Origin of the sequence: Marivibrio halodurans (genome assembly GCF_017963645.1) — a bacterium.
GTDB classification, from domain to species: Bacteria; Pseudomonadota; Alphaproteobacteria; order UBA8366; family Aestuariispiraceae; genus Marivibrio; species Marivibrio halodurans.
In genome coordinates, this window is sequence record NZ_JAGMWN010000003.1 from 329304 (window position 1) to 346665 (window position 17362).

Consider the following 17362-nt stretch of genomic DNA (forward strand, 5'->3'; position numbering starts at 1 on the left):
TCTCCACCAGCCGAGCCCGCATGGACTAGAAGCTGGTCAGGAACATGCCCAACATCTCGCGATACTGCTCCAGGAACCATAGCATCATGCCGCCGATCGTGATGAACATCACGACCATTCCGATCAAAATCTGCAACGGCATCGCGATGAAGAACACCTGCAACTGCGGCATCAACCGCGCCAACAATCCCAAAAGTGTGTAAAACATCAAGGCCACGACGATCAACGGCGCCACGAGCTGAATGCCGAGCTTGAAGCTGTCCGCGACCGTGCGCGCGACCACGTCGGCCATATCACCCAGCATCGGCGCCTGTCCCGGCTCGAAGATCACATAGCTCTCCACCACCGTTCGGATCAGCAGATGATGCATATCGGTCGCGAAGATCAGCATCAGACCGAGCAGCGTGAAGAAGATCGACTGCAAGGCCCCTTGGTCCGCCAGCAGAGGGTTGAAGAGCAGGGCGCTCGCCAGGCCGCTCAGGAAGGACCAAATCACGCCGGCGATGGCCAGCGCGTTGAACAGCACACGCGTCACGGTGCCGATGAAGATGCCGTGAACGATCTCGCCCAGCAGTAGCAGCGCCAGGTCGCCGAGACGCTCCGGCATATCCGGCAATAGCGGCGAGACCACCGGCGCCGCCACCACGCTCAACATCAGGGCGACGGCGAGGCGTGCGCGCGGATTGAGAAAGGTCTCGCCGATCGAGGGCAATGTGATGAAGGCGGCCCCGATCCGGGCGAAAACCAGGAAGGTCGCGAAAAGCTCGGCCGAGAGGAGATCGCTGAACATGGCGACCGGAAGACTCGCGCGATTCCGGCCGGCCGTCTATCGTTGCGCCATGCGGCACGAGCCCCCCATCCCCGAAACACACTGCGCCCTGACCGATCCGGGAGATCACGCGGACCTGCTCGCCGCCTTCGGCGACACGCCGGAACGGATCGCGGCGGGTATTCAAGGTGTGCTGCTCCACGACTATTTCGGTCCCCTGCTGCACGGCCCCGCACCGTCCAAGTTCCAGGTGGAATCGCGCGCGACCCTGCCCGTTTCCTGCCGTCTGGCCCAGATCGGGACCGTCGCGCCACGTCCCCCCTTTTCGCGCGCGGTCGGCACCTGCCGGGATTTCGCCCTGCTGATGACGGCAGCCCTGCGTGCCGGGGGCAAGGCCGCGCGGGTCCGGTGCGGCTTCGCGAACTACCTGACGCCGCAAGCGGGAAGTTCGCCCTGGTACGAGGACCACTGGGTCTGTGAGTATCGCATGGCGCCCGACGGTTCCTGGCGCCGCGCGGATGCGCAATTGGACGCGGCCCACCGCGTGGCGCTCGGCATCGATTTCCCGGCCCTCGACCTCCCGTGCGATCGATATCTTACGGCGGATCGCGCCTGGCGCGCCATGCGGAACGGCGCGCTCCCGCCGGAGAGTTTCGGACACGGCAGCGAGGCACGCGGCCCCTGGTTCATCGCCGTCAATCTGCGGCGCGACACTCTATCCCGCGCGGGGCGGATCGTCGGTGCCTGGGATCGCTGGCGCGACGCGCCGGATGGCGCGCGCACTCTCCGCGCCCATGAATGGACATGCTGCGATGATATGGCGATAACCGGCGACCCGGCCGGAATCGAAGACCCACCCTGGTAATAGGGACATCGCGCGGCGCGCCGCCCCCCTATTCTCCCCCGGCTATCCCCCGCCGTTTATCCCCCGCCGGCGATGATCCGGTCGGCCACGGTCTCCATCAGCCCTTCCAACTGATTCAGCATGAAGGGCAGCAACACCAGCATGGACAGGAAGACGACGATGATCTTCGGCACGAAGGTCAGTGTCACTTCCTGAATCTGGGTCAGCGCCTGAAAGATCGCCACGGTGAGGCCGACAGCGAGACCGATCAACATGATCGGACTCGCCACGATCAACAGGACGAAGATAGTCTCGCGCGCGATATCTAGGGCTTGCTCGGCGTTCATCGATGACCTTCTCGGCGCGGTGGCGACGGCCCTTGAGCGGCCGCCAACGGTTCAAGCCGGATCAGATCGGCATCCGCAGGATTTCCTGGTAAGCGGATATGATTCGGTCACGCACCGCCACCACGGTCTGCAACGTGGCCTCCGCGTCGGCAACGGCGGTCACGACCTCCGTCAGGTTGGCCTGTCCCGCCACGCCCTCCATGCCGAGGCGTTCCGCCTCCCGGTTGGAATCGATGGTATCCTGGGCGGCCGTGCGAACCAGATCGACGAAACGGGAGCCGGGCGTCGTCTCCTCCCCGCCCATGGCGGCGCCGATATCCGTCGGCGACGCGCCCGGCTTGACGCCGAACGGGTTTCCGGCGGCCGCGTTGCGATAGGCGGCGGCGGCATTTGAGGGATCGATGGCCATGGCGTGCTCCGGCGTTCCCCAATCGTCGAGGTGAACGGTACGCCGATTGTTCTACCCCAATTCGGGGACCGGCGACAAGCTCACCGCAGCATGTTGACCGTCTGGGAGATCATGGACTTCGACGTCTCGATGACCTGCAGGTTCGCGCGATAGCTGCGATTGGCCTCGCGCATGTCGGTCATCTCGATCAACGTATTGACGTTGGGCAGCTTGTAATAGCCCGTCTCCGGGTCGGCCGCCGGGTGGGAGGGGTCGTATTCCAGGTCGAAGGCGCCCGGCGCCTCGCCGATTTCCTCGATCCGGACGACATCGGCCTGCAGCGCGCGGTCCATCTCGTTGGCGAAGGTGATCGTCTTGCGCCGATAGGGGTCGCCGCCCGGTGTCTGGGCCGTGGAATCGCCGTTGGCGATATTCTCCGAGATGACCTTGATCCGGGTGCCTTGGGCACGCATACCGGTTCCGGCGATGAACATGGTGGCTTTCAGATCGTCCATCATGGTCTTTGCTCCTTCCGATCGCTATTCAGCCGTTCGATGGGTCTCTCGTCCTGGGGCGGGCGTGGCGTCAGCCGCCGCCGCCCCGGCCGAGCGCCATGCGATAGAGGCTCGAATACTTGCGATAGAGGTTGGTCGCGAACTCATAGTCGCCGGCCGTCTGGCTCATTTTCATCATCTGCTCCTCCAGCACGACCCGGTTACCCGTCGGCGAGACCTCGTAGGGCGTGCGCTCCCGCGCCTCGCGGAAGGTCATATCGCCCTTCGGGCTCGTCATATGGGCGGGGTCCGTGACGGCGAGTTGAAGCTGACCCTGCTGCCGATGGACGCTGCGCTTGAAATCGATTCCCTCGATATCATGCGCCCGATAGCCCGGCGTGTCGGCATTGGCGATGTTCTGACCGATGACCCGCTGACGCTGGGTCAGCCAGTCCATCTTGTGGGTCAACATGCCCATGATCGGCGTATCGCTGAGCGCCATGAACCTTTCTCCTCTCCTAACTGTCGACCCGGCCTCTCCAAGCCGGACCGTCTCTCCTCGCCCGACTGCCATGCATTCCCCGTGCCAGTTCTGGAAACAGGCGGGGTTGGTGCGCGCGCGGCGGGACGCTATCCTGCCGACCGGACCCGAAGCGCGCGGAACAGCCATGGTCGAACGCTCCAGAACAACGACGCCCCACGCCGGCACACCGACACCGGCCGCCTCCACGCGTCGGGAGGATACCGGCGATGCCGAACCGGCGACCGCCGACCGCAAGGCCGTGGCCCTCAGCTACAAGCCGGAGACGGCGGACAGCGCGCCGGTCGTCACGGCCTCCGGCCGCGGGCATCTGGCCGAACGAATCCTGGAGGCGGCGCGCGAGGCGGGTGTCCCCGTCCATCGCGACGCCGATCTGATCGAGATCCTGGCCGCGACGGATGTCGGGGACGAAATCCCGGTCGAGGCCTTCATCGCCGTGGCGGAGGTTCTGCGTTACGTCTATCAGGCCAACGGACAGGCCGCGCCGATCCCGACCCGCTCCACCCCCGCCGACGGGTCGCGAAAATAGCTCGCGCCACCGCCGAATCGTGGCAGCGTCGCCGCCTCGGGTGAGGGGCGATTGCAATGAATGGGACGCGGGCGCGAACGGTGCCCGCCGCCCCCGAGACGGACAACGGTGCGATCATGCGGAAGAGCGAGGTTGAGGCGGGGCTGAATGCGCTCGCCAAGGAAGTGGCGGAGGCCAAGGCGGCGCTGGCGCGCGGCGATGACGAGATCGGGTTGGAGAATGTCGGGCCGCGGATCGAGCGGCTGGTCGCCGCCGCGATGAACCTTCCGGGCGACGGATCCCGGCAGATGGAACCCCTCCTGACCAAGGTTCGCGACGATCTGCAGGAGCTTTCCGATGCGCTCGGCGCGGCGATCGAGGAAGCGAACGCCGAGGCCGCGGCCGAAAAGTCCGGATCGGAGGACGAGCCCCCCACCTCCGAGACCAAGCACTAGCGTGCGGAACGGACGATCCGGCGGCACGAGGCGGGGCGTTTAGGCACGAGCGATGGATTTCGGCGCTTATCTCCAGTTCATCTTGGCGCTGATCTTCGTGATCGGCCTGATCGGGCTGTTCGCGCTGGCGCTGCGCAAACTGGCGCCGGGCATGCGCGCGGTTCGACGCCCGGGTGCCGGTCGACGGTTGGAGGTGTTGGAGGTGTTGCCGCTCGACGCGCGGCGGCGTCTGGTCATGGTGCGTCGCGACGGCGTGGCGCACCTTCTGCTGCTGGGACTTAACGACGACCGCGTGGTGGAAAGCAATTTCGAGGCGGACGATCCCATGACCGGGCAAATCGTGCCGAAGGGCAGTCATGATCCGGCGAACGGGACGGTCGCCCCCCCGGCCGGCCGGAATCCGAATGCGAGCGACAGCGCCTTCGGCCGCCTCGTCCGCGGATTGTCGCGTGGGCGCGCGCCAGGACCGGCGGGCAAGGGGGACGGGACATGATGGCGACCGCACGGCGTTGGCTCCCGGTGCTGGGCGCGGCCGGCCCGGCGGGGATCGCGCTTCTCCTCGCCGCCGATCCGGCGGCCGCCCAATCCATCAACATCGATATCGGCGAGGGCGGCGGCACCGTGACCGGCCGCATCGTCCAGCTCATCGCGCTGATCACGGTGCTGTCCCTGGCGCCGTCGCTGCTGGTCATGGTGACGAGCTTCACGCGTCTCGTCGTCGTTTTCTCGATCCTTCGCACGGCTTTGGGCGCGCAACAGACGCCGCCCAACACGGTGCTGATATCGCTGGCGCTGTTCCTCACCTTCTTCATCATGCAGCCGACCCTGGAGACCGTTTACGAGCAAGGCGTCGAACCGCTGATCGCGGAGGAGATCACGGAAGCGCAGGCGCTGGAACGTTCCGTCGCGCCGATCCGTCAGTTCATGCTGCGCCATGTACGCCCGCAGGATCTGACCCTGTTCATGGATATCGGCGGGATCGAGGCGGTTCAGGACCCGAGCGAGACGCCGATGCGCGCCTTGATTCCGGCCTTCATGATCTCGGAGTTGAAGCGCGCCTTCGAGATCGGCTTCCTGCTGTTCCTGCCCTTCCTGGTGATCGACCTGGTGGTCGCGTCGGTCCTGATGTCGATGGGCATGATGATGCTGCCGCCGGTGATGATCTCGCTTCCCTTCAAGCTGATCTTCTTCGTGCTGGTCGACGGCTGGTACATGGTCGTCGGCTCGCTGGTGCAGAGCTTCAACCCGATCTGAGCGACCGGGACGCGCGGATGTCCGGCGCCTGATATGCGGGCGGCCCCGTGGTCCGCCGGCAGCGGCCGCGATCAGCTATCCTCGGGCACCCGGAACTTGATGCCGTCCAGCGCGTCGGTAACGCGGATCTGACAGGAAAGCCGCGAGGTCTTGGTCAGGCCGAAGGCGAGGTCGAGCATATCTTCCTCATCCTCGCTGGGGCTGTCGAGCTTGTCGTACCAATCCTGATCCTCGACGATCAGATGGCAGGTCGCGCAGGCCAGGGAGCCCTCGCACGCGGCCTCGATGTCGACGTCGTTCGCCGTCGCCACTTCCATCACGGAGAGGCCGTTCTGCGCCTCGATCTCGGTCTCGCTGCCATCGCGATTGATGAAGGTGATTTTCGGCATCCGACATGATCCTCCGCCAACTGGACACGCGCGGGCACCGAAGCAGGCCCCGCCGAGGCGGGCAACTACATGATGGCTGCGCGCCGCGCTGTCAAAGGAGAATTGCCCGGCTGGAGCCCCAGGGCCGCTAGAAGAGAAGAAGCAAGCTGGGCAACAGATCGTGTAGATGCGCGTATTCGACGACCTCGAGCAATGGATAGAAAAGCAGGAACAAGCTGGAATCCCGGAACGAGATGAGTACCAGACGCGGAGAGAAGACACGTTCGGCCTCGTCCCGCCACGACGAAAGGTTCGGAATCCACCGCGGCGTACGGTCTTGATAGGAGCGGTAGGTTGCCCCGAACCGATCCATCAGGACCGCCTCCTCCCGCCGCGCCACGACATCGAACAAGACAAAGCAAGCGAGAGCCATGCCCAACCCGATCAGCAGGCTGCCCGTCGTCAGGCCGATGCCGAGCAGCCCGAGAGTCGAGAAGACATAAAGAGGGTTTCGGCATAGGGAATAAGGGCCGACATCGACCACCTCCCCCTTCTTCCTGCCGCCGATATAGAGCGTGCACCATGTACGCCCGAGGACGCACAGCGCCAGAAGGGCCACTCCGAGATACTCGATCGCCTCATGCGCCACCGTGCCGTATAGCCAGAACGGCTGCGCGACCAACAAGATCGGGATGGATGCCAGCGCGAACACCAGAGCGACACGTTTCCGCGTCTTCTGAACGGACGAAAGATTATCACCCATAGGCGTTTCCAATCGACGAGGGAATGGCACCTTCTACAGCCCCGGCGCGACGGCCGCACGGTGTCGAATCGTCGCAAGGCCCATGCCCGGGAAAATGCTCCCTCATCAGGCGGCGCCGCGTCGCTCCCGCAGGCGCTTGACGGCCGCGACCATCTGTTCGGCGGCGCTCTCCACCTCCTCCTCCGTGGTGAAACGGCCGAGGCCGAGACGGATGGAGGCCGCCACCTTCGACGGGTCGAGCCCCAGCGCCTGCAGCACATGGCTCGCCCCCGGCGCGCCGGACGAACAGGCGGAGCCCGAACTGACCGCCAGCCCGTCGAGGGCTGCCATCAACTCCTGCCCCTCCAGCCCCGGGATCGTGACGTTCAGGTTTCCGGCGATCCGCGCTTCCCGCGCGCCATTGAGGGAGAGCCCCTCGATTCCCGCCTCCAACCGGGCAAGCAGGCGATCGCGCAGGGGCAGCAGGCGGCCTGCCTCCGCCGCGCGCTCCGCCGTCGCGATCGCCGCCGCCTTGCCGAAGCCGACGACGAGCGGCGTCGGTACCGTGCCGGAGCGCACACCGCGTTCCTGGCCGCCGCCGTCCATCAACGGGTCGAGCGCGACCTTCGGCTTGCGACGGCGCAGATAGAGAGCGCCGATCCCCTTCGGCCCGTAGATCTTGTGGCCGGAAAGGCTCATCAAATCGATTCCCATCGCCTCCACGTCGAGGGGGATCTTGCCGAAGGCCTGCGCCGCGTCCGTATGGACCCAGGCCCCGACGGCATGGGCGCGCGCCGCGATCTCCGCGAGCGGCTGGATCACGCCGATCTCGTTATTGACCGCCATGACGGAGACGAGGGCCACCCGCTCGTCCAGAACCGCGTCGAGCGCCTCCGGATCGACGAGCCCGTCCGCGCCGATCGGCAGACGCACGACCTCCACCCCTTCACGCTCCAGGCGCGCCGCGCTTTCCAGCACGCATTTATGTTCGCTCGCCACGGTGACGAGACGGTCGCGGCCCTCCGCCTCCCGGCGGTGGCGGACGACGCCCTTGATGGCGAGATTGTTGCTCTCCGTCGCGCCGGAGGTGAAGGTGATCTCCCGCCCCTTGGCGCCGATCTCTGCGGCGATCGCCTCGCGCGCGCGGTCCACCGCCTCGGCCGCGTCCCAGCCGAATTTATGCTCGGCCGAGTGGGGGTTGCCGAAATCCTTGGTGAACCAGGGCAGCATGGCATCGACCACGCGCGGGTCCGTCGGCGTCGTCGCCTGATAATCGAGATAGATCGGCTCCCGGTGCCGATTGCCTTGAGATCGCGTCTCGTCACTCATCATGGATCCGATCTAGGCGGCCTCGGCCTTCCGCGCCAGCTTTTCATAGGCGGCGAGGAAAGCGTCCACATCCGCTTCCCCACTCGCCCAGCCCAGGCTGACACGGATCGCCGCGCCGGCCAACGCCGGCGGCCAGCCCATCGCATCCAGCACCCGGCTGCGCGTCACCTTGCCGGAAGAGCAAGCCGAGCCTGCGCTGACCGCCACCCCGGCGAGGTCCAGCGCCATCACCTGCTTCTCCGCCGCGAGACCCGGCAGTGCGATGCAGCTTACATTGCCGGCGCGCGGCGCGGACCTGGCGGCCACCACCGCGGCCGGGGCGATCGCGGCGAGACGCGCCTCCATATCGTCGCGCAAGGCGGCGATCCGCGCCGACTCCTCCCGCCAGCCCCCGGCCAGTTCATCCGCCGTGGCGCCGAAACCGGCGATACCCGGCAGGTTCTCGGTACCCGCGCGACGGCGCCGTTCCTGACCTCCGCCGAGGCTGTCGGCCCTGAGCGGAACCGCCGCCCGCGCCAGCAACGCACCGACGCCCGGCGGTCCCCCCATCTTATGCGCGGAAAGGCTCATTAGATCGGCCACATCCCAGATCGGCGCCAAGGCGATCCGCCCCGCCGCCTGCGCCGCATCCACATGGAGGAGGCCGCCGACGGCGTGCACGCGCTCCGCCACGGCCGCCACGGGCTGGATGGCACCTGTCTCGTTATTGACCGCCATGACGGAGACGAGAATCCCGTCGCCACCCGTCCCCACCGTGCCTAACAGCCGGTCGAGGGCGTCGAGATCGACGCGGCCCTCCCCGTCGACCGGGATCGTGCCGGCATCCGGGCGCGCGGCGGTAACGGCGTCATGCTCCACCGCGCTGACCAGGACATGGCCGGCGCCGGTTCCGCGAAGGGCGAGATTGTCCGCCTCCGTCGCGCCGCTGGTGAAGATCAGATCGGCGGGCTCCGCGCCGGCCAGCGCCGCGACGGACGCCCGCGCCCGTTCGATCGCCGCGCGCGCGGCACGGCCCGCCCCATGGACGGAGGAGGCGTTTCCCCCCATCGCCAATGCCTCCGCGACCGCCGCCCGCGCGGCGGGCCGGCAGGGCGCGGTCGCGTTGTAATCGAGATAGACGGCGTCGCGCGTCATTATTCCTGGCCTTTCGCCCCCATCCCTTGGGAACGTGACATCGACGCCCCCGCCGGGCAGGACCCGTGGTCTCTCGGAGAATTCTCATAGGGTGCGGATAGCCGTGCCAGCTTGCAAGCATGGTGACCCGGGCGGATTAGGCCCCGCCGGTCATCTTCGGCTGCTATCGGTGCTTATTCGGGGACGGACGTCATTTCCCGTCGCGCCCCGCCGGGAACATGAAGGCGGCCCTCGATCACGTCGGCCAATGTGATCCCATCCAGGAATGCTTCCACCTCCGCGTCGAGCGCATGCCAGAGCGCCTTCGTCGGGCACGCCGATTCGCGCCCGAACCGGTTCCTTGTCAAACGCGGCTCTTGCACCAAGGGCCCGCGTGCGGACTCGCCGCCGTCCTCCTCCACCGCGCGGACGATATCGGCGACCACGATGTGGTCCGCCCGGCGCGCGATCATATAGCCGCCGCCCGGACCACGAACGCTGGTGACCAGCCCGCCGCGCCTCAGCCGGGCGAAAATCTGTTCCAGATAGGATAGGGAAATATCCTGGCGCTCGGCGATATCGGCCAGCGGAACGGGGGAAACCGCGTTCCGCGAAGCAAGGGCCGTGAGCGCCATCACCGCGTATCGGCCTTTCGTCGTCAGTTTCATCCGACCTCCATTCATGCTGCGTCCCGTGGCGCGTCCTGTTCCTTGACGGAACGGCGCTGCCTGGACCGGCTGGACGGCGGACATAATGGGTCGACGCCGCCCCTTCGCGCTTCAATACGCAAGGGCGGCGGGAACGGACCACTTTCGCGGCACGAAATGAAAGACAAAATCACCGAACCGGCGCGATCCGGATATGGGAAGGGAATGGCGAACGCGACCTGCGTTCAGCGATGCTCCCCGACCGCGCGCCGTGACGAGGTTTTACCCGCATCCGGATAGGGCGGGACGGGATCGGTCGCATCCTCGCCCTCCGCGCCGCTCTCCCTAAGCCGGGCCTCCAGGGCTTTCACCTGCGATTCCAGGCCGTTTACCTGCGCCATCAGCGCCTCGATCGCGCGGGCGGCCGGGTCCGGCAAGTCCTGCAAGGGCGTACCGTACGGCGCGAAGGCATCGCTCTTCCGGGCGGCCTTGCTGATCACGACCTTGGCCGGAATGCCGGCGACGGTGGCGCATTCAGGAACATCCTTGATCACCACGGCATTGGCGCCGACGCGCGCGCCCTTCTCCACCGTGATCGGCCCCAGGATCTGCGCGCCCGACCCGACGATGACGTTGTCGCGTAGGGTCGGGTGGCGCTTCTGGCAGCGTTGGCCGTCCGAATCCTCCGCCGGCGAGACGCCGCCCAGCGTCACGTCGTGATAGAGCGTGACGTCGTCGCCGATCTCCGCCGTCTCGCCGATCACGACGCCCATGCCGTGATCGATGAAGAAGCGCTTGCCGATGGTGGCGCCCGGGTGAATTTCGATCCCCGTCAGCCATCGAGCGAACTGCGAGACGGCGCGCGCCGCCAGCAGCCAATCGGCCTTATAAAGCCGATGGGAGAGCCGATAGGCCATGATGGCGTGGAAGGCGGGGTAGAACAGCACGACCTCAAGCCGCGAGCGGGCGGCGGGGTCGCGGGCGATCATGCCGTCGATCTCGGCACGGACCTTATCGAACATGGGCCTCTCGCTTTCGTCGGCGGCGGGCACCGCCCCACGCCGATCATCCGTTTGCGCGCGGCCCAGGCGCCCGCCCCGGACGGGTCCGCGCTTGCGTTCATGGGTCGCCGCCCGAAAAGTTGCCCCGACCCCCGTGTTTCCACGACGCGCGGCGCGCTTCACGACCGGCTTGCCGAAACGCCCCCATTTCGACAAGGTTCCAAATGCCGTTCAACTGCACTACATATACGCACGCGATGTCCACCGTCAAGAACATCGCCACAAAAGCCTATGAATCTCAAGAGGTTGAGTGTTACCGTCCTATAGTCTGACTCCGTCGACTGCGGAAAGGGTCCCATGCCTGAAGTCATCATCAACGGTCCCGAAGGGCGACTGGAAGGCCGCTATACCCACGGCAAGGCCGCGAACGCCCCGATCGCGTTGTTCCTGCATCCGCATCCGGTGCATGGCGGCACGATGAACAACAAGGTCGTCTACGAACTTTATCATACTTTCGCCAAGCGCGGCTTCTCCTGCCTGCGCTTCAACTTCCGCGGCGTCGGGCGCAGCCAGGGCGAATATGCGCGCGGAGAGGGGGAGCTTTCGGACGCGGCCTCCGCGCTCGACTGGTTGCAGACCTATAACGAGAACGCCTCCGGCTGCTGGATCGCCGGGTTTTCCTTCGGCGCCTGGATCGCCATGCAATTGCTGATGCGCCGGCCGGAAATCGTCGGGTTCGTATCCGTCGCGCCGCCGGCGGGGAAGGAGGATTTCAGTTTCCTCGCCCCCTGCCCCTCCTCCGGCTTGATCGTCAACGGCAGCGCCGATCAGCATTACGCGCCCGAACAGACGCAGAAGCTGGTCGATAAGCTGCGCCAGCAGAAGGGCATCACCATCGGGCACCAGACGATCGAGGGCGCCAACCATTTCTTCACCGACCGGGTGTCGGAACTGGGCGAGCGTGTCGGCGCCTATGTCGACGAGCGCACCGGCGCGGCGGGCAAGCGCCAGACGGGGTGAACGCCGCGCCCGCTCTCGACGCGCATACCAAATCTTGTTGATCACGCCCCATGCGGATCGCATTCGGCTTTGGTCGGGTAGGAAGGATGGCGCGGGCGATGGGGGGCATCGTCAAGCCGCGCTGACGCCCTCCAACGGAAGCCGAACGAGACCCGAAGGGCGCCCGTCCCGCCCCCCGGACCGCGTCGAGGCCGCTTGACGATGCCCCCCATCGCCCGCGCGTCCCCTTCTTGCCGGAAACCCGGAAAAACGATCTCGGGTAGGGCCACATCATATCATCATGCTCTAGCCGAGAACCCGGAAGGGATGTCCGCATGGGGCATGATCAACAAGATTTGGTATCACCCTTGCGCCGCGCGCACCGTCGCGGCGGACGGGCGTGCCAGACGGCCGCCGACGCAGGGCGCGGCGGTTCCCGTCATCTCCGGATAGCTGGTCGGCCATCCCTTCAGGTGACGCACCGCCATATAGGCGAAGGCCTCCGCCTCCAGCACGTCGCCGTCGGCGCCGGTCGCCTCCACCGGCTCCACCGGCACGCCGAGGCGGTCGGCCAGCGCCGCCATGATCGCGGGGTTGCGCCGCCCGCCGCCGGTGACGAACCAGCGCGCCGGGTGGGTCGGCAGCAGATCGGCGCCGCGCGCCACGCCCTCCACCAGGAAGGCGACGAGGGTCGCGGCCGCGTCCTCCGTGCCGAGCGCTTCGACCGGCGAGAGATCGAAGGCGTTTCGGTCGAGCGATTTCGGATAGGGCCGCGCGAAATAGGGATCGGCCATCAAGCGATCCAACGCCGCCGGATCGACGCGCCCCGCCGCCGCGATCCGGCCGCCCGCATCCATCGCGAGGCGCAGCCGCGCCGCCACAAGATCGTCGATCGGCGCATTGCCGGGCCCGGTGTCGAAGCCGATCGGCACGGCCTCCGCCCCCGCGAGATAGGTGAGGTTCGATACCCCGCCGATATTGAGGAAGGCGGCCGGAAATTCCGCCCATGCCGCCGCCAGCGCCCGGTGATAGACCGGGGCGAGCGGCGCACCCTCCCCGCCCCCCGCCATGTCGGCGGCGCGGAAGTCGAAGACGGTCGGAATGCCCAGGCGATCGGCCATCGTCTGCCCGTCGCCCAACTGCCATGTCCAGCCCGCCTTACCGTCGCGCGGCGGAACATGGGTAATCGTCTGCCCGTGAAAGCCCACGACATCGATCGCGGCGGCGCTCACCCCCGCCTCCTCCAGCAAGGCCTCGACGGCGGCGCATTGCGCGACGGTCACCGTGCGCTCCACCGCGTCGAGGGCGGCGCTGCGTTCGGTCGCGTTGAGGCAATGGCGAAGCGCCGCGCGCGCATCGTCCGGATAGGGCCGGGCGATCGCGGCGCGTGGACGGACGAGACGATCTCCATCGGTCTCGATCAGGGCGACGTCGATGCCGTCGAAGGACGTACCGCTCATCAAGCCGATCGCGTTAAGGGTCTTCATGGATCGTTCGTTCCTTCCGACTGGCCGACTGGCCGACTGGCCGACTGGCCGACTGGCCGACTGGCCGACTGGCCGACTGGTCATCCGGCCTTGCGTTCGCGCGGAGCCGCGTTGAGTAGGCGGGAAAGCCATGCTAAACGCCGCGTTCTCCCGATTTTGCGGCACCCGAGAAGGCGCGACAAGCATGGACACCTACCGTTCCGATTTCCTCCAGGCGATGGCCGCGCGCGGCTTCATCCAGGATCTGACCCATCCGGGCGAGCTGGACGCGCTGATGGCCACCGGCACGCCGGTTCCGGCCTATATCGGGTTCGACGCGACGGCCAGTTCGCTGCACGCGGGCAGTCTGGTGCAGATCATGATGCTGCGCTGGCTTCAGAAGACCGGCCATAAGCCGATCGTCCTGATGGGCGGCGGCACGACCAAGGTCGGGGACCCAACCGGCCGCGACAGCGCGCGCAAGATGCTGTCCGACGCGGATATCCAGGGCAACATCGACGGTATCAAGCAGGTCTTCCAGAAATACCTGACCTTCGGCGACGGGCCGACCGACGCGGTGATGGTCAACAATGCCGATTGGCTCGACGGGCTCAACTATCTCGCCTTCCTGCGGGATTACGGCCGGCACTTCTCGGTCAACCGGATGCTGAGCTTCGATTCGGTGAAGCTGCGCCTCGAACGCGAGCAGCCGATGAGCTTCCTCGAATTCAACTACATGATCCTGCAATCCTACGACTTCCTGGAGTTGAACCGGCGCCATGGCGTACGGCTTCAGATGGGCGGTTCCGACCAGTGGGGCAATATCGTCAACGGGGTCGAACTCGGCCGCCGCGTCGACGAGGCGGAGCTGTTCGGCCTGACGACCCCCCTCCTGACGAAGGCCAGCGGCGAGAAGATGGGCAAGACCGCCGACGGCGCTGTCTGGCTCAATGCCGACCATCTGAGCCCCTATGCCTATTGGCAGTTCTGGCGCAACACCGAGGACGCGGATGTCGGTCGCTTCCTGAAGCTCTTCACCGAGCTTCCGATGGAGGAGATCGACCGGCTGTCGACCCTCCAAGGCGCGGAGTTGAACGAGGCGAAGAAGATCCTGGCGCACGCCGCGACCGCGCTGTGTCATGGCGAGGATGCGGCGCGCGACGCGGCCGAGACCGCCCGGCGCACCTTCGAGGAAGGCGGCATCGGCGAGAACCTGCCGCGCGTGCAGGTCGCGCGGGCGGAGTTGGAGGGCGGCACGCTCGGCCTCCTGGCCGCGCTGGTGAAGGCGGGGCTGGCCGCCTCCAACGGCGAGGCGCGTCGTCAAGTCCAGGGTGGCGCCGTGCGCCTCAATGACGAGAAGGCGACGGAGCCCACGCGCATGATCGAGGCCGGCGACATCACCGCCGACGGCGTCGTGAAGCTGTCCATGGGTAAGAAGCGCCACGCGCTGCTGGTGGCCGAGTAACGCCCGCCGGGCCGGACGCGGCTCCTGCTCGCGCGGCTATTCCGGCCGCTCCACGAAGGCGGCGACGACGGTCTTGGTGCCGGCCTTGTCGAACTCGATCGTCAGCCGGTCGCCGGCGACCTTGATGACCGTGCCGGGGCCGAACTTCTGGTGGAAGCAGCGCTCCCCCTCGCCCCAATCGGCCTGCTTGTCGCCGCCGATATACTCGGCCTGCCCCTCGATCACCGGAGCGCGACTGCCGAGCCCCCGGGACTTGAGCCGTTGGAAGCCGGGGCCACCGCCCTGGCTGAAGCCCTGATCGCGGCCGCGTTCCGGGACGCCGGGGCGCAGTCCGCCGGAATTCCTGCCGCCGTACGCACCTCCGCCATAACCGCCGCCCCCGAACCCGGAGCCACCGCCATACATGAACCCATAGCGATCCTCCGCCGCGCCGCCGCCGGAGCCGGCATAGACGCCGCGATCGGCCTCGATCTCGACATGCTTGCCCGGCAACTCGTCGATGAAACGTGAGGGAAGGGCCGCCTGCCAGGAACCGTGGATGCGCCGGTTGGCGGCGAAGCTGATCTCGCACCGCTCCCGCGCGCGGGTTATGCCGACATAGGCGAGGCGCCGCTCCTCCTCCAGGCCGGCGAGGCCGTTCTCGTCCATCGCGCGCTGGTGGGGGAAGAGCCCCTCCTCCCAACCGGGCAGAAAGACGGTGCCGAACTCCAGCCCCTTGGCCGAATGCAGCGTCATCAGGCTGACCATCGGCCCCTTGCCCCGATCGTCAGCGTCCATGACCAGACTGACATGCTCCAGGAACTGCGCCAGATCCTCGTACTCCTCCATCGCGACGAGAAGTTCCTTGAGGTTCTCCAGCTTGCCGGCGGCCTCCGGCTTCTTGCTTTCCTTCCACATCGCGGTATAGCCGCTTTCGTCCAGCACGGTCTCGGTCAGCTCGATATGATCGACACCCTGGGAAAGCTGCCGCCAGCGGTCGAAATCGTCGAGGATCGCCGTCAGCGACCGGCGCGCGGCCGGCTTCAACTCGTCCGTCTCCACCATCCGGCGCGCGGCGATGGAAAGCGGCAGACGCTCCAGCCGCGCGGCCTGATGGACCGACTGCATGGTCGTCTTGCCGACGCCCCGGGTCGGCTTGTTGACGATCCGCTCGAAGGCCAGATCGTCGGCCGGCTGGGCGATCACCCGCAGATAGGCGATGGCGTCGCGCACCTCCTCGCGCTCATAGAAGCGCGGACCGCCGACGACGCGATAGGGCACGCCCAGCGTGATCATCCGTTCCTCGAACTCGCGGGTCTGGAAGCCGGCGCGCACCAGCACCGCGATCTCGTCGAGCGGATAGCCCTTGAGTTGCAGCGCCTCGACCTCCTCGCCGACGACGCGGGCCTCCTCGTCCCCATCCCAGAGGCCGCGCACGCGGACCTTCTGCCCATCCTCCGGCAGGTCGGTCCAAAGCGTCTTGCCGAGGCGTCCCTCGTTCTTCGCGATCAGGCCCGAGGCCGCGCCCAGGATATTGGGGGTGGAGCGATAGTTCCGCTCCAGCCGAATGACCCGCGCGCCGGGGAAATCCTTCTCGAAGCGCAGGATGTTGCCGACCTCCGCCCCGCGCCAGCCATAGATCGACTGATCGTCGTCGCCGACGCAGCAGATATTGGCCGGGCGCTTCGGATCATCCGTCTTGGCGAGCAGGCGCAGCCAGAGATATTGCGAGATGTTGGTGTCCTGATACTCGTCCACCAGGATGTATTGGAACAGGTTGCGGTACTGTTGCAGCACGTCCGGATGCTCGGTGAAGAGCGTCAGGTTATGCAGCAGCAGATCGCCGAAATCGCAGGCATTCAGGGTCCGGAGCCGTTCCTGATACTGGGCATAGATCGCGACGGCGCGACCGTTCGCGACCTCCCCCGCATCGGAGGCATCGACCTTGCCCGGCGTCAGCCCTTTATCCTTCCAGCGCTGGATCACGTGGATCAACATACGCGCGGGCCAGCGTTTCTCGTCGATCCGCTCCGCCTCCAGGATCTGCTTCAGAAGGCGAATCTGGTCGTCCGTATCGAGGATGGTGAAGTTCGACTTCAGCCCCACCAGTTCCGCGTGCCGCCGCAGGATGCGCGTACCCAGCGCATGGAAGGTGCCGAGCCACATGCCCTCCGTCGCCGGGCCGACCAGGCCGGCCACCCGCTCGCGCATTTCCCGCGCGGCCTTGTTGGTGAAGGTGACGCAAAGAATCTGATAGGGGCGCGCGCGTCCCTCATGCAGGATCTGGGCAAGACGAGTTGTCAGTACCCGCGTCTTGCCCGTGCCCGCGCCGGCCAGCACCAGGACCGGACCGTCCACCGCCAGCACCGCCTCTCGCTGGGCCTCGTTCAGCGTCTCCAGCCATTTCGGCGGCCCGGCAGCGGCACGCGCGGCCGCGGCATTGCCACCGGGGCCGGGATAGGCCGGGGCCGGGCCGCTGGGGGCGCCGGGCCACGCATCGTCATCGTCATATTCGAAAGGGTCGGACATGAGGCGACTATAGTGATTGCGCGCGCCAATTCCACCCGATTGGCCCATGAGAGGGGCCCGCGAATCGAACGGATCCTCCCATCCCGTCGCCATGCCGGCCCCCGCCCTTCCCGCATACCGCCAC

The 17362-nt window shown here is 66.9% G+C and carries 20 protein-coding genes; 7 read left to right on the forward strand and 13 right to left on the reverse strand.

The window, feature by feature from the left end:
• Positions 1-25: 25 nt before the first annotated feature.
• Positions 26-790: a flagellar biosynthetic protein FliR gene (gene fliR / locus KAJ83_RS08325; protein ID WP_210681580.1), complete on the reverse strand. Its 765-nt coding sequence runs from the start codon at positions 788-790 to the stop codon at positions 26-28.
• On the opposite strand from fliR, the gene KAJ83_RS08330 reads away from it, so the two are divergent.
• Positions 789-1634 (forward strand): transglutaminase-like domain-containing protein, encoded by an 846-nt coding sequence (locus KAJ83_RS08330; RefSeq protein WP_210681581.1) that lies wholly within the window; start codon positions 789-791, stop codon positions 1632-1634. The genes fliR and KAJ83_RS08330 overlap by 2 nt on opposite strands.
• 56 nt (positions 1635-1690) lie before the next feature.
• Here the strand turns inward: KAJ83_RS08330 and fliQ are convergent, their stop codons facing one another.
• The 4 genes from fliQ to flgB all read right to left on the reverse strand — a co-directional run bounded on the left by fliQ (position 1691) and on the right by flgB (position 3344).
• Entirely contained in the window at positions 1691-1960 is a 270-nt protein-coding gene (gene fliQ, locus KAJ83_RS08335; RefSeq protein WP_210681582.1) for a flagellar biosynthesis protein FliQ, read from the reverse strand.
• Between the two features lie 61 nt (positions 1961-2021).
• On the reverse strand, positions 2022-2369 hold the full coding sequence (gene fliE / locus KAJ83_RS08340; RefSeq protein WP_210681583.1) for a flagellar hook-basal body complex protein FliE: 348 nt from the start codon (positions 2367-2369) through the stop codon (positions 2022-2024).
• Positions 2370-2449: 80 nt separating this feature from the next.
• Positions 2450-2863: a flagellar basal body rod protein FlgC gene (gene flgC, locus KAJ83_RS08345; protein ID WP_210681763.1), complete on the reverse strand. Its 414-nt coding sequence runs from the start codon at positions 2861-2863 to the stop codon at positions 2450-2452.
• Between the two features lie 70 nt (positions 2864-2933).
• Positions 2934-3344, reverse strand: coding sequence for a flagellar basal body rod protein FlgB (gene flgB / locus KAJ83_RS08350; RefSeq protein WP_210681584.1), 411 nt, complete (start codon positions 3342-3344; stop codon positions 2934-2936).
• 166 nt (positions 3345-3510) lie between these two features.
• On the opposite strand from flgB, the gene KAJ83_RS08355 reads away from it, so the two are divergent.
• From KAJ83_RS08355 to fliP, 4 genes are read left to right on the forward strand one after another with little or no spacing between them, the layout of a single operon-like run.
• The gene (locus KAJ83_RS08355) at positions 3511-3912 is read left to right on the forward strand and encodes an EscU/YscU/HrcU family type III secretion system export apparatus switch protein (RefSeq protein ID WP_210681585.1); all 402 of its coding nucleotides are present in this window, start codon (positions 3511-3513) and stop codon (positions 3910-3912) included.
• Between the two features lie 56 nt (positions 3913-3968).
• Positions 3969-4346 carry a hypothetical protein gene (locus tag KAJ83_RS08360; protein ID WP_210681586.1) on the forward strand — a complete coding sequence of 126 codons (378 nt, stop codon included), beginning with the start codon at positions 3969-3971 and terminating at the stop codon, positions 4344-4346.
• A 52-nt stretch (positions 4347-4398) separates the two neighbouring features.
• Positions 4399-4839 (forward strand): FliO/MopB family protein, encoded by a 441-nt coding sequence (locus tag KAJ83_RS08365; RefSeq protein ID WP_210681587.1) that lies wholly within the window; start codon positions 4399-4401, stop codon positions 4837-4839.
• A complete protein-coding gene (gene fliP, locus KAJ83_RS08370) occupies positions 4836-5600 on the forward strand; it encodes a flagellar type III secretion system pore protein FliP (protein ID WP_210681588.1) in 765 nt (254 codons plus the stop codon). The genes KAJ83_RS08365 and fliP overlap by 4 nt, the downstream gene beginning before the upstream one ends.
• 71 nt (positions 5601-5671) lie before the next feature.
• Here fliP and KAJ83_RS08375 read toward each other — a convergent pair whose 3' ends face one another.
• The 6 genes from KAJ83_RS08375 to cysE form a co-directional block, all read right to left on the reverse strand.
• Positions 5672-5989, reverse strand: coding sequence for a ferredoxin family 2Fe-2S iron-sulfur cluster binding protein (locus KAJ83_RS08375; protein WP_210681589.1), 318 nt, complete (start codon positions 5987-5989; stop codon positions 5672-5674).
• Positions 5990-6116: 127 nt separating this feature from the next.
• On the reverse strand, positions 6117-6731 hold the full coding sequence (locus KAJ83_RS08380) for a methyltransferase family protein (protein ID WP_210681590.1): 615 nt from the start codon (positions 6729-6731) through the stop codon (positions 6117-6119).
• A 105-nt stretch (positions 6732-6836) separates the two neighbouring features.
• The gene (locus tag KAJ83_RS08385) at positions 6837-8042 is read right to left on the reverse strand and encodes a cysteine desulfurase family protein (protein ID WP_246484361.1); all 1206 of its coding nucleotides are present in this window, start codon (positions 8040-8042) and stop codon (positions 6837-6839) included.
• 9 nt (positions 8043-8051) lie between these two features.
• Entirely contained in the window at positions 8052-9173 is a 1122-nt protein-coding gene (locus tag KAJ83_RS08390) for a cysteine desulfurase family protein (RefSeq protein ID WP_210681591.1), read from the reverse strand.
• A gap of 173 nt (positions 9174-9346) precedes the next feature.
• Entirely contained in the window at positions 9347-9820 is a 474-nt protein-coding gene (locus KAJ83_RS08395; protein ID WP_210681592.1) for an Rrf2 family transcriptional regulator, read from the reverse strand.
• Between the two features lie 224 nt (positions 9821-10044).
• Positions 10045-10821, reverse strand: coding sequence for a serine O-acetyltransferase (gene cysE / locus KAJ83_RS08400; RefSeq protein WP_210681593.1), 777 nt, complete (start codon positions 10819-10821; stop codon positions 10045-10047).
• A gap of 336 nt (positions 10822-11157) precedes the next feature.
• Here cysE and KAJ83_RS08405 point away from each other — a divergent pair, with 336 nt between their 5' ends.
• The gene (locus KAJ83_RS08405) at positions 11158-11820 is read left to right on the forward strand and encodes an alpha/beta hydrolase (protein WP_210681594.1); all 663 of its coding nucleotides are present in this window, start codon (positions 11158-11160) and stop codon (positions 11818-11820) included.
• A gap of 341 nt (positions 11821-12161) precedes the next feature.
• Here KAJ83_RS08405 and KAJ83_RS08410 read toward each other — a convergent pair whose 3' ends face one another.
• Positions 12162-13286 (reverse strand): anhydro-N-acetylmuramic acid kinase, encoded by a 1125-nt coding sequence (locus KAJ83_RS08410; protein WP_210681595.1) that lies wholly within the window; start codon positions 13284-13286, stop codon positions 12162-12164.
• 184 nt (positions 13287-13470) lie between these two features.
• Here KAJ83_RS08410 and tyrS point away from each other — a divergent pair, with 184 nt between their 5' ends.
• The gene (gene tyrS / locus KAJ83_RS08415) at positions 13471-14730 is read left to right on the forward strand and encodes a tyrosine--tRNA ligase (protein WP_210681596.1); all 1260 of its coding nucleotides are present in this window, start codon (positions 13471-13473) and stop codon (positions 14728-14730) included.
• 36 nt (positions 14731-14766) lie between these two features.
• On the opposite strand, the gene KAJ83_RS08420 is transcribed toward tyrS, so the two are convergent.
• Positions 14767-17238 (reverse strand): ATP-dependent helicase, encoded by a 2472-nt coding sequence (locus KAJ83_RS08420; protein ID WP_210681597.1) that lies wholly within the window; start codon positions 17236-17238, stop codon positions 14767-14769.
• Between the last annotated feature and the right edge of the window lie 124 nt (positions 17239-17362).